Source organism: Egibacter rhizosphaerae (genome assembly GCF_004322855.1).
Taxonomy (GTDB): domain Bacteria; phylum Actinomycetota; class Nitriliruptoria; order Euzebyales; family Egibacteraceae; genus Egibacter; species Egibacter rhizosphaerae.
Genome location: NZ_CP036402.1, coordinates 1,609,687 through 1,622,099, shown reverse-complemented (window position 1 = coordinate 1,622,099; position 12,413 = coordinate 1,609,687). Strand labels below are relative to the sequence as shown.

Below are 12,413 nucleotides of genomic sequence, written 5' to 3'. Positions count from 1 at the left end.
AAGACGCCGTGGTCGAGCCCACGAGCTACAAGGATCTGGAGGCCCTCCTTCGGGAGCGCCTCCACGAGTTCACGCCGAACCAACGGCGGATCGCGCAGCAGCTGCTCAGCGACCCCGAGGGCTGTGCCTTCCAGACCGTGAGCGAGCTCGCTGGCTCAGTCGGTGTGAACGAGTCGACGGTGGTGCGCTTCGCCAACGCCCTCGGCCTGCGCGGCTACCCACAGCTGGCTCGGCTCTGCCAACAACGGCTGCGCGAACAGGCGCAGCTCCTCGAACGCTTCGACGCGCTCAACTACCTCGAGACGGTCGACGGCGAGCTGCTCGGGCGCACCGTGGCCTACGACCAGGCGAACATCGCCCGCACGTTCGCCAACGTCGACCCCGACTCGTGGCAGCAGGCGGTGCGGGCGCTCAGCACCTCGAGGGCGGTGGGCGTCGTCGGGCTGCGCAAGTCGTTCGCGGCCTCGACGCTGCTGGCGTACCTCCTGCGCCTCGTCCGCGACGAGGTCCACGAGCTCGGGACCCTGCCGGCGATGCTGCCGGACGGGCTGCGCCGCTTCGGCCCCGACGACGTCGTCGTCGGGATCTCGATCCACCGCTACGCACGCGACACCGTCCGAGCGCTCGAGGTCGCCCGCGCGGCGGGCGCCACCACGATCGCTCTCACGGACAACGCCTCGTCCCCGCTCACGCCCCAATCTGACGTCTCCTTCTACGTTGACGTCGCCGGTGTGTCCCTGTTGCGTTCGGTCACCGCCTTCACGAGCATGGTCCAGGCGCTGGCGAGTGCGGTGGCGACCGAACTGGGCACCCACACCCGGTCCGCCCTGCTGCTCGAGGAGAAGCTCTTGGCCGACTTCGACGTCTACCACGACGGTCCCTCCCGCTCTGGTGGTGCTCGATGACCCGCGAGGTGTTCGTCCACAGCGAGGTCGAGGACGGGATCTGTCACGTCCGTCTCGACCGCCCGGACCGTCTGAACGCCGTGTCCGAGGAGCTCTACGCGGACCTCGAGGCGGTGCTCGAGGGCGTCGCCGGCTATCCCACCGTCCGCGCCATCGTGTTGACCGGTGAGGGCCGCGCCTTTTGCGCGGGGGCGGATCTCAAGGCGCACGCGGATCGCACGCGGACGCCCGCCGAGCGCCGGGCGTACGTGTGGGCCGGTCAGCGCATCTGCCGGTTCCTGCAGCAGATGCCGCAGCCGGTAGTGGCGGGGGTGCACGGGCACGCGATCGGTGCCGGCGCCGAGATCGCCTGGAGCGCTGACGTCGTGATCGCGGCGGAGGACGTGCAGTTCCGGCTACCCGAGATCGGCCTCGGGACGTTCGTCGGCGGTGGCGTCGTGCAACGGCTGCCGTTGCTGGTCGGGCACCTCCGCGCGAAGCAGCTCCTGCTCCTCGGACGTCCCGTCTCCGGCGTCCAGGCTGCGGCATGGGGACTCGCGACCGAGGCGGTGGCGAGCGAGCGGGTGCAGGAGCGGGCCGTCGAGGTCGCGCGGGAGCTCGCCGATCAACCGGCTCGCCCGTTGCGTTTGGCCAAGCAGGCGTTGAACCGCGCCGGTGCGCTGACCCCCGACGAGGCGTTGACGTACGAGGCGGAGTCGCTGCTCGAGTGCATGGGCACCGACGACTGGGAGCGTGGCGTCCAGACCTTCACCGACGACCGCGGCGACCGGGAGGGCCGATGATGGCCGATCCCGTCGCTGCCCTGCTCGACCCGCGCAGCGTCGCGGTCGTCGGCGCGTCGACCAACCCCCTCAAACGCGGGTATCAGGCGATCCGCACGCTGTTGTCGGACGGGTTCCCGGGGTCGATCTATCCGGTGAATCCCCGGGAGACCGAGGTTCTCGGCCTTCCGGCCTACCCGTCGGTGACGTCGATCGATGGCTCCGTCGACCTCGCGTTGATCGTCACCCCGGCCTCCGCGGTGGCCGGGCTGCTCCGCGAGTGCGGGCGCAAGGGCGTCGGCGCGGCCGTCGTGATCGCCGTGGGGTTCGGGGAGACCGGCGAGGACGGCGCGGCGCTCGAGGCCGAGATCCGCGGAGTCGCCGCCGGTGAGGGCATCGGCCTCATCGGCCCCAACACCAACGGGGTGTTCAACCTGCCGGCACGGCTCAACCTCGTCGGCGCCTCCGACGTGCCGCAGGGACGGCTCGCCCTGCTGTGTCAGAGCGGGAACATGGCTTTGTCGTTGTTCACCGAGGTCGCCCACGAGACCTCGCTGGGATTCAGCACGTACGTGGGCATCGGCAACGAGGCGGGCCTGCGCTACCACGAGCTGCTCGACTACCTGCGTGACGACCCGGACACGGGTGCGGTGCTCACCTACGCCGAGGGGTTCCGTGACGGCCGGGCGTTGCTCCGGTCCGCGGCGAACCTCGCCGGGCACAAGCCCATCGTGTGCTACAAGGCGGGCCGCTCGGAGGCCGCGCAACGCTCGGCGCTGAGCCACACCGGTGCGGTCGCCGGCAGCCACGCGGTCGCCGAGGCCGTGTTGCGGCAGGCCGGGATCGTGGTCGTCGAGCGGTCGGACGAGCTCGTGCCGGTGGCGGAGACACTTCTGCAGCAGCCGGCCCTGCCCAGCCCGCGTGTGGGCGTGCTCACCGATGGCGGCGGTCACGGCACCGTGGCCGCGGATGCGCTCGCCGCGCACGGTCTCGAGTTGCCCGCGCTCACGGCATCGACGCGGGAGCGGCTCGCCGAGGTCCTGCCGGACGCGGCCTCCACCCGGAACCCCGTCGATGTCGCCGGTGCCACCGACCGGGACCCGCGGGTGTTCGAGCCCTGCCTCGAGGCGCTCCTCGACGATCCGTCTATCGACGGGATGCTCTGCGTCGGCCTGTTGGGTGGGTACGGGATCCGCTTCAGCGACGAGCTCGCCGAGGCCGAGGAGCAGGCCGCGGCACGCATGGCCGAGATGGCGGCAAACGCCGGTAAGCCGTTGGTGGTGCAGAGCGCTTACGCGCCCGCGCATCCACCGGCCCACGACCTGCTCCGCGGCTCGGGCGTGCCGGTGCACGGCTCGATCGAGACCGCTGCGCGGTGCGTGGCGGCACTCGAGGAACGTGGCCGCTTTCGCGCCACCGCCGAGATGCGCTCGGGGTTCGCCCACCGGTCCCGGGGCGAGCGTACGGACCGGGCCGATCGCGCTGGCGGCGAACGCCGCGCGCTGACCGAGCCCGAGGGGCGTGCGCTGCTCGAGGCGCACGGGCTGCCGGTGGGGCCTTGGACGCTCGCGACCGATCCGGACGTCGCCGCCGACGCGGTCACCGCGCTGGGTGGCCCGGCAGCGCTGAAGATCGTCTCCCCCGACGTCGTGCACAAGTCCGACGCGGGCGGGGTGCTCCTGGACGTCGGTAACGCCGAGGATGCCGCGGCCGGCTTCGAGCGGGTCGTCGGGGCGGTGACCGCGGCCCAGCCGGACGCCTCCGTCGACGGCGTCCTCGTCACGCCCATGGCCCCTCGCGGCGTGGAGCTGATCGTCGGGGTGACCACCGATCCGTCCTTCGGGCCCCTGCTCGCGGTCGGCGCGGGCGGCACGGCCGTGGAGGTGCTGCGCGACACCGCTTTCCGCGCCGTGCCCGTCACCCCGACCGAGTGCGACGAGATGCTCGCCGAACTCGCCGTCGCCCCGCTGCTCGACGGTCACCGGGGCGCTGCCCCGGTCGATCGCGCGGCGCTGCGCGCGCTGCTGACCGGCGTGTCCCGGCTGGTGGCAGCCGAGCCCGGGATCGCCGAACTCGACCTCAATCCCGTCATCGCCCATCCGGACGGCCTCGCGGTGGTCGATGTGCGTGTCGTCGTCGACACGCGGATCGGGCTCGCGACGCCGGGACGGAGGGTCGAATCGATCGCCATGAACCCGGAACACGCAGGGAGGTGAACGGCCGCCAGGACCTCTCGCTTCCCACGGAGCACCCGGGGGAGGGCATCGTCCGCACGACCGCAGCACCGAGACAAGGAGAAGGCAGATGACGACACACCGCGTAAGAGGGCGCACGCTCGCGATGCTCATCGCGCTGCTGGCCATCGTCGCACTGACACTCGCGGCCTGCGAGGAGGCCGACGAGGACGTGGCCGACGTCGATGACGAACCGGACGAGGAACCCGACGAGCCGGACGACGACGAACCGGACGACGACGAACCGGACGACGACGAGCCGGACGACGACGAGCCGGACGACGAGGAGCCGGACGACGAGGAGCCGGACGACGAGGAGCCCGCCGCCGACGAGGCGCACCTCACGCTCGGCACCGGCTCCACCGGCGGCACCTACTACCCGCTGGGCGGCGCCATCGCCGGCGTGTGGAGCACCGAGATCGACGGCGTCAACGTGAGCACCCAGGCCACCGGCGCTTCGGTGGAGAACGCGCGGCTGATCACCGCCGGTGAGCTCGACGTCGGCATGGCGGTCAACGGTGTGGCTGCGGATGCGTACGCCGGCGAGGGCGAGTTCGAGGGCGAGGACCACGACTTCAACATCGTCGGCAACGTTTACGGCGAGGTCATGCAGGTCGTCGCCCGCGAGGACTCCGGAATCGAGACGATCGCGGACATGGAGGGCCAGCGCGTGGACCTCGGTCCTCCGGGCAGCGGCACCGAGGTGCTCGCCCGCGACCTCCTCGAGTTCCACGACATCGACCCCGAGGACGACATCGAGGCGTTCGGCGACACGTTCGGCGACGCCGCCGACAACCTTCGCGACGGCCAGATCGACGCCGCCTTCGCGATCCTCGCCCTGCCCGCCGCGAGCATCGAGGAGGCCGCGACCGCGACCGACCTCAACCTCGTCAGCATCGAGGGCGATCCGCTCGACGCGGCGCTCGATGCCGACCCGACCCTCTCGACGCTCGAGGTCGAGCCCGAGACGTACCCGGACCAGGAGGAGCCGGCCACCTTCGTCACCAACTGGGCGACCATGTACGCCCCGTCGGACATGGACGAGGACCTCGTCTATGACCTCACCCGCGTGCTGTACGACGAGCGCGAACAGATCGCCGAGGCTCACGCCGTCGGTGAGCAGATCCAGATCGACACCGCGGTCGACGGTGAGGGGGGCATCCCGCTTCACCCCGGCGCGGAGGCCTACTACGAGGAGCAGGACGCGCTTGACTGACCCTCGGGCCTCACGGGCGGCGCAGCCGGATCCGTTCGCTGCGCCGCCCGTGAACCCTCGGCCCCGGCGCCGGTGGCTGTTCGCGGCCGGCGCCGGACTGGTCGCTCTGTCCGTCGGGGTGGCCGTGCTCGGCCTGCAAGCATCGGGGGCCACAACCCTGCAGATCGTCGATCGAGGAGACGACGAGACGGTGCACGAGCGCGAGGTCCGGGTGGGCGAGGAGTTCCGGCTCGAGCACCGGCACTCGGTGACGCGGCGCATGGTCTACGAGACCTTCTCGGTGCTGGACCGCGACACCGTGGCGATCGAGGAGTTGTGGTTCGACGAGTTCGGCGCGAATCTACCGGCCGGCCCCGAGGAGATCGACGGCGAGATGACCGAGTTCATCGCTGAGGACGGGGCCTACCGGGTGGTGCACGACAGCCGTCCTCTCGGATCGCTGCTGGTAGTGGCGGGAAGCGCGGACGTCGACCACACCATCGAGTTCGCGGACGGCGAGGAGGTCCGATTCCTCGACCTGGTCGAACCCGGAGCGCACGTCGAGGTCCTGGCGGGCGACGACGTGTCGGGTCAGTGAGGGACGCCATGGGCGAGGATTCCAAGCGGAGCGCGGAGCCGGGCGCAGCCGGCAGTGGCGACGGCTGGAACGACCCTCACGCCCAGCGGGGCCAGACACCCGAGAACCTCGATCGCGGCGACGCCGAGAGCGAGGACCTCTCGGAACACGTGGAGCAGCTGGAGGCTCAGAGCTTCGCCGACTCGCAGCCCGGTACGCGCAGCCAAATGCGCGCCTTCTGGCGATGGGCGATCTTCCTCCTGGCGCTCGGTTACACGCTCTTTCACGTCTACACCGCGATCGTGGGCACGCTGCCGACCCATCAGCACCGCCCGTTGCACCTGGCGGGCGCGCTCGGGCTGATCTTCCTGCTCTACCCGGCGAAGCAGCACCCGGGCCCGAAGGAGAAGCGCCGCAGTTGGGTGCTCACCCTCGTGGGCTTGGCGGTGCTCGGCTATCTCGTGGCCACCGAGGAGGCGGGTCTCCACGCGGTGCTGCCCGCCGTCGGGGTGCTCGCGGTCGTCCAGATCGCCCGTCACCTGCCCTGGCACATCCTCGGGATGCCCATCGCCGACCTCGTTCTGGCGGTCGGTGGCTTCAGTTCCGGGATGTACCTGTTCCTCTTCGGGGATGAGGTCGCCCGCCGCGCGGGCATCGAGACCGAGGTCGACATCGCCTTCGGGGTGCTCGGCACCCTGTTGGTGCTCGTCGCCGTCCAGCGGGTCATCGGGACGCCGCTGGTCGCTGTCTCCATGGCGGCGCTCGGGTACGCCTACCTCGGGCCCCACCTGCCGGGGTTCTTCCAGCACAGCGGCTACACGATCGACCGGATCATCGCCAACTCCTTCCTCGGCAGCGAGGGCATCTTCGGGACGCCGATCGCGATCTCGTCGACGTTCATCTTCATGTTCATGGTGTTCGCGTCGATGTTGCAGCGCACCGGAATGGAGCGCTTCTTCACCCAACTCGCGTTCGGCGCGACCGGTTGGATGACCGGGGGCCCCGGAAAGGTGGGCGTGCTGACCAGTGCGTTCTCGGGGACGATCACGGGCAGTTCAGTGGCCAACACCGTCGGCAACGGCGCGTTCACGATCCCGATGATGAAGCGCGCCGGCTACAAGGCCGAGTTCGCGGGTGCGATCGAGGCCTCCTCGTCCACGGGCGGCCAGTTGGCCCCGCCGATCATGGGCGCCGCCGCCTTCATCATGATCGAGTTCACGGGCATCCCCTACATCGAGATCATCCAGGCCGCGATCATCCCGGCGATCCTCTACTTCACCGCCCAGTTCGTGGTGATCCACTACGAGTCGAAGCGCCAGGGGGTGCGTGGCCTGCCGCGGGATCAACTCCCGAACGTCCCTCGGCTCATGTTCACCAAGGGCTACCTGCTCATCCCGATCATCTTCATCTTCATCATCCTCGCGATGGGCTTCACGCCCCTGACCTCCGCGCTCTACGCGGTGTACGCCACCGTGGTCGTCAACCTCGTGGTGCAGGTCATCGCGGTGATGATCAACAAATGGCGCAGTCTCGAGGACCGGCTGACGATCACCACCCTGCTCGACGGCCTGGTGGACGCGGCACGCATCGCCCTGCCGGTCATCGCGGCGTGCGCCGCCGCCGGGCTCATCGCCGGCGTGGTCACGCTCACCGGCCTCGGTCTCCGGTTGTCCGACGGGATCCTGCAGCTCGCGAACGAGACGCTGATCTTCACGATGATCTTCGCGATGATCGCGTGCTTGATCCTCGGGATCGGGTTGCCGACGACCGCGAACTACGTGATCACCGCGACGCTCGCGGCACCGGCGCTGCTCGTCTTCGATCCCGTCCCGCTGATCGCCGCGCACTTCTTCGTGTATTACTTCGGCGTGATGGCCGACATCACCCCTCCGGTGTCGCTCGCTTCCTACGCGGCGTCGGGTATCGCGAGGAGCAATCCGTTCATGACAGGGGTGCAGTCTGTCCGAATAGCGCTCGGCGGATTCCTCGTGCCGTACATGTTCGTCCTGTCACCCGAGCTGTTGCTCCAGGATTGGACGTGGGCCTTCGGCAGCCTGGCGGTCATCACGGCAGTTGCTGGCATCTTCTTCCTGGGGACGGGTGTCGCCGGCTTCATGGACCGCAAGCTCAACCCCGTCGTACGCGCGCTGATGATCGGTGTCGGGTTGGCGCTGTTGTACGGCGATCCGATCACCGACGGGCTCGGGCTGGGGGTCGGCGCCGCGGTCTTCGTCTGGCAGTGGTGGACCGGCCGCTCCCGCCGGGCCGTGGAGAAGGCCGCGGTGTAGGTGTCCCGAGTCGGGTCGACGGCTACGAGTCGGGCGCCTTCACGGCCAGGACCGGGCAGTCGGCACCGAGCAGGACGTCCTGGACGACGCTGCCCATCACGACCTTGCCCACCGGAGAGCGGCGACGCATCCCGATGACGACGAGTTTCGCGCCTTCGCGGTCGGCCGTGTCGAGCAGGGCCTCGGAGACGCCCTGCCGCAGTCCGTGGCGCACCTCTACCGAAACCTCCACGGATCGTTCGACGAGCTGTTCCCGTAGAGCCTCGAGGCGCTTCTCGATCTCCTCGGCCTCCGCGTGCTCCTCGCGCAGGCGCGTGGGGCTGTCCCCGCTGTCGTGGCCCACGTAGCGCACGATGTGCAGCCGTGCGTCCCGGAGCTGCGCCTCGGCGGCCGCCTCGTCGAGAGCGGCCAGCCCTTGAGGGGACTCGGCGTATCCGAGCACGATGCTCACGTCGCTTCCTCCCGATCCGGATGACCTGCCGGGGCAGGGCTAACCGCGCACCCTATCGGTTCACAGCCCGTCGAACGTCGCGTCGAACAGCTCCTGCTCCTCGATCTGGTGGATCGCGGGACTGCCCGTCGCGGGGCTCGCGCTCTCGGGGCGTGAGATGTGCTTGAGCGTCCACCGGTCACGGAGGATCCTGTGCAGTCGCTGGTGGGCGAATGGCCAAGGCCCCATGTTCTCTGGCTCGTCCTGAACGAAAAACACCTCGTTCGCGTCCGGGAAGGCCTCGATGGCCTCGAGGATCTGGTCCTCGGGCCAGGGGTAGAGCTGTTCGATGCGCACGACGGCCGCAGCAGCCTCCCGTTCGTCCCGCTCGTTCATCAGCTGGTGAGCGAGCTTGCCCGAGCAGAGCAGCACCCGCCGCACGTGCTCCGGCGGGGCGCGGTCGGGCAGGACCTCGCGGAAGTGTCCTTGCTCGAACGCGGCGGCCGGGCTCTGGGCGTCCTTGGCCCGCAGCATCCCCTTCGGGGTGAAGACGATCAGCGGCTTGCGGATCTCGCGCAGGACCTGGCGACGCAGCAGGTGGAAGTATTGGGCGGCGGTGGTCGGCTGCGCCGCCTGGATGTTGTCGTGCGCCGCGAGCGTGAGGAAGCGCTCGATGCGGGCCGAGGAATGCTCGGGCCCCTGCCCCTCGTAGCCGTGCGGCAGGAGCAGCACGAGTCCGGAGGTCTGATTCCACTTGGCCTCCGCGGCCACCATGAACTGGTCGATGATGACCTGGCCGCCGTTCATGAAGTCACCGAACTGGGCCTCCCACATCACCAGGGCGTCCTTGCGGACGACCGAGTAGCCGTACTCGAAGCCCATCGCCGCGAACTCCGATAGCGGCGAGTCGTAGACGGCGAACGGCGCCTGTTCGGGATCGAGCCGCGCGAGCGGCATGTGTTCGGGTCCGCCCTCGTAGTCGACGAGTACCGCGTGGCGCTGGCTGAACGTGCCGCGTGCCGAGTCCTGCCCGGCCAGGCGCACCGGCACCTGCTGCAGGCACAGCGAGCCGAACGCGAGGGCTTCCCCCATGGCCCAGTCGATGGCGTCCTTCTCGAGGAGGTCGCGGCGCTTCTTGAGCTGGCGGCCGAGCTTGGGATGCACGGTGAAGCCGTCCGGCCACGAGGTCACCGCGTGCACGATCCGGTCGAGTTGCTCCCGGCTGACACCGGTCTCGATCGAGGGCAACACCCCGTGGCTCTCGGGTGGTGGGACGTCCGCCTCCTCGAGCGCGCCGCTCGTGGACGCACGGGTCTCCTTGAGGGCGCTCTCGAGCTGCTGGCGGAAGGCGTCCATCGACGCCTCGGCCTCCTCGGCGGTGATGTCGCCGCGGTTGACGAGTTCCTCGGTGTAGATCTTGCGCACGCTGCGGCGCTGCTCGATCGCCTCGTACATGATCGGCTGCGTGTACGAGGGGTCGTCGCTCTCGTTGTGGCCGTGGCGGCGGTAGCAGACCATGTCGACGACGACGTCCTTCGCGAACGCCTGCCGGAACGCGAAGGCGAGCTTCATGACCCGCACGCACGCCTCCGGGTCGTCTCCGTTCACGTGGAAGATCGGCGCCTGGACCATCTTCGCGACATCGGTCGCGTACTCGCTGGAGCGGCCCTGGTGCGGCGCGGTCGTGAAGCCGAGCTGGTTGTTGATGACGAGATGCACCGTGCCGCCGGTCGCGTACCCGTCGAGCTGGCTGAGCGCGAACGTCTCGGCGACCACGCCCTGGCCGGCGAACGCGGCATCGCCGTGGAGGAGGATCGGCAGCACGGGGAACGTGCCGTCGTCGGGGTCCTGGCCGTGGTGCACCCGCACGCCACCCAGATGGTCGGCGGCGTCGCCCTCGCCCTGCAGGCCGGTGGCCTCCTTGCGTTCGAGCAGCGCCCGGGCCATCCCGGTCACGACCGGGTCGACCGCTTCGAGATGGCTCGGGTTGGAGGACAACGCGACGTCGATCACGTGCCCCTCGGGGGAGGTGTGCCGCCCGCGGGTGCCGACGTGGTACTTGACGTCGCCGGACCCCTGCACGCTGTCGGGATCGATGTCGCCCTCGAACTGGCGGAAGATCTTGTTGTAGTCCTTGCCGAGGATGTTGGTGAGGACGTTGAGGCGCCCGCGGTGGGCCATCCCCATCACGGCCTCGTCGATCCCCTCGTCAGCGGCTTGGGACAGGAGCACGTCGAGCATCGGGATCGCCGACTCGGCTCCCTCGAGGCCGAAACGCTTGTGCCCGATGTACTTCGTGTGCAGGAACTTCTCGAAGGCCTCCGCGTCGTTGAGGCGCTCGAGGATGTGCACCTGCTCGTCGTGGTCGAGGTCGATCCGTGCGCCCTCGACGTGCTGTTGGATCCACGCCTTCTGCGAGGGCTCCTGGATGTGCATGTACTCCACACCGATGGTGCGGCAGTACGCGTCGCGGAGGATCCCGAGGATGTCGGAGAGCTTGCGCGGCCGACCGGTCTCCGGGCCGCCGCCGAGCCCGCCGGTCAGGAACTCGCGGTCGAGGTCCCAGATGGTGAGGCCGTAGGTCACCGGGTCGAGCTCGGGGTGGACCTCGGTGAACGAGTCGTACAGCGGGTTGAGGTTCGCGATGAGGTGGCCCCGCACCCGGTACATGTTGATCAGGCGGCCCACCGCGATCTGCTTGGCGGCCTGCGTGTCCCCCGAGCTGTCGAGCAGGCGCGGGTTCTCGTCGGTGCGCCAGCGCACCGGCTCGTACGGGATGCGCAGGCTCTCGAAGACCTCGTCGTAGAAGTCCCGCTCGCCGAGCAGGAGCTCGTGGACCGCTTTCAGGAAGAGTCCGGACTCGGCGCCCTGCACGACGCGGTGGTCGTAGGTCGAGGTGAGGGTGATGACCTTGCCGACCCCGACCTCGGCGAGCGTGCGCTCGTCGGCGCCCTGGTACTCCGCGGGGTAGTCGATGGCGCCGACGCCGATGATGGCGCTCTGACCGGTCATGAGGCGCGGCACGCTGCCGACGGTGCCGACGGTGCCCGGGTTCGTGAGCGTCGCGGTCGTCCCCTCGAACAACTCCGGCGAGAGGTCGTTGGTGCGGACCTTCCGCACGACCTCCTCGTAGGCGTGATAGAAGCCGGCGAAGTCGAGTGTCGCCGCGTCCTTCACGTTGGGCACGAGCAGGGTGCGGCTGCCGTCCCGTCGCTCGACGTCCATCGCGAGGCCGAGGTTGAGCCGATCCGGTCGGCGGGAGTGGGCCTTGCCGTGCTCGTCCTCGTAGTAGATCGTCGTCATCGCGGGGACCTCGGTCATCGCCTTGACGACCGCCCAGCCGATGAGGTGCGTGAAGCTCACCTTGCCACCGCGGGTGCGGCGCATCTGGTTGTTGAGGATCCGCCGGTTGACCTCGAGCAGCTTCGCCGGGATCTCACGGATCGACGTCGCGGTCGGCACCCCGAGGCTCTCCCGCATGTTGTCGGCGATGGTGGCCGACACGCCGCGCAAGGGTTGGGCGTCCTCCGGTGGGCTCGGCGCGGTACCCACCGGTCCGGTGCGTCCGCCCGGCTGCTCCGCAGACGGGGCGGGGCCCTCGTCGCCTGCGGTGCGGGCGGGCTCCTCCCGGATGGCCGGAGCGTCGGCCGTGTTCCGCCCGTTGCGGGCGCCGTCCCGCTCGGCGTCGCGGTCCCACCCCGGCGTGTAGTCGGCGAAGAACTCCTTCCACGACTCTCCGACGGCGTCGGGATCGGCGAGGTACTCACGGTAGAGCTCGTCGACGATCCAGGAGTTCGTACCGAACTGTCGCTGGTCAGTCATTGGGTGGTTCACCGCACCTTGCGTCGTTCTGTCCCGGCGTTGTCGCCGCGCGCCTGCGATGCTATCGGGACTCCGGCTTCGGAGCCTCCCCGAACTTCCAGCTTTGCCGGTTCGGGCGGAGCTCGAGGCGCGTGCGCCCGTCGGCGGCCGTCGCGGGCACACTAGGGCTTCGCGTCACCGACGGAATCGTCGTTGACGTGA

General features: G+C 69.7%; 8 protein-coding genes. 6 read left to right on the top strand and 2 right to left on the bottom strand.

The window, feature by feature from the left end:
* Positions 1-8 precede the first annotated feature (8 nt).
* The 6 genes from ER308_RS07530 (at position 9) to ER308_RS07505 (ending at position 7,960) form a co-directional block, all read left to right on the top strand.
* Positions 9-905 carry a MurR/RpiR family transcriptional regulator gene (locus ER308_RS07530; RefSeq protein WP_205745952.1) on the top strand — a complete coding sequence of 299 codons (897 nt, stop codon included), beginning with the start codon at positions 9-11 and terminating at the stop codon, positions 903-905.
* Positions 902-1,687 carry an enoyl-CoA hydratase/isomerase family protein gene (locus ER308_RS07525; protein WP_131154412.1) on the top strand — a complete coding sequence of 262 codons (786 nt, stop codon included), beginning with the start codon at positions 902-904 and terminating at the stop codon, positions 1,685-1,687. Before ER308_RS07530 ends, ER308_RS07525 begins: the two co-directional genes overlap by 4 nt.
* The gene (locus tag ER308_RS07520; protein WP_205745951.1) at positions 1,684-3,882 is read left to right on the top strand and encodes an acetate--CoA ligase family protein; all 2,199 of its coding nucleotides are present in this window, start codon (positions 1,684-1,686) and stop codon (positions 3,880-3,882) included. The genes ER308_RS07525 and ER308_RS07520 overlap by 4 nt, the downstream gene beginning before the upstream one ends.
* 88 nt (positions 3,883-3,970) lie before the next feature.
* Complete coding sequence (locus tag ER308_RS07515) at positions 3,971-5,116, top strand: TAXI family TRAP transporter solute-binding subunit (protein ID WP_131154411.1); 1,146 nt, start codon at positions 3,971-3,973, stop codon at positions 5,114-5,116.
* Entirely contained in the window at positions 5,109-5,693 is a 585-nt protein-coding gene (locus ER308_RS07510) for a DUF1850 domain-containing protein (RefSeq protein ID WP_131154410.1), read from the top strand. The genes ER308_RS07515 and ER308_RS07510 overlap by 8 nt, the downstream gene beginning before the upstream one ends.
* A gap of 8 nt (positions 5,694-5,701) precedes the next feature.
* On the top strand, positions 5,702-7,960 hold the full coding sequence (locus tag ER308_RS07505; protein WP_131154409.1) for a TRAP transporter permease: 2,259 nt from the start codon (positions 5,702-5,704) through the stop codon (positions 7,958-7,960).
* A 22-nt stretch (positions 7,961-7,982) separates the two neighbouring features.
* Here the strand turns inward: ER308_RS07505 and ER308_RS07500 are convergent, their stop codons facing one another.
* Positions 7,983-8,411, bottom strand: a complete 429-nt coding sequence (locus ER308_RS07500; protein WP_131154408.1) for a universal stress protein — start codon at positions 8,409-8,411, stop codon at positions 7,983-7,985.
* Positions 8,412-8,471: 60 nt separating this feature from the next.
* The gene (locus tag ER308_RS07495) at positions 8,472-12,212 is read right to left on the bottom strand and encodes a multifunctional oxoglutarate decarboxylase/oxoglutarate dehydrogenase thiamine pyrophosphate-binding subunit/dihydrolipoyllysine-residue succinyltransferase subunit (RefSeq protein ID WP_131154407.1); all 3,741 of its coding nucleotides are present in this window, start codon (positions 12,210-12,212) and stop codon (positions 8,472-8,474) included.
* Between the last annotated feature and the right edge of the window lie 201 nt (positions 12,213-12,413).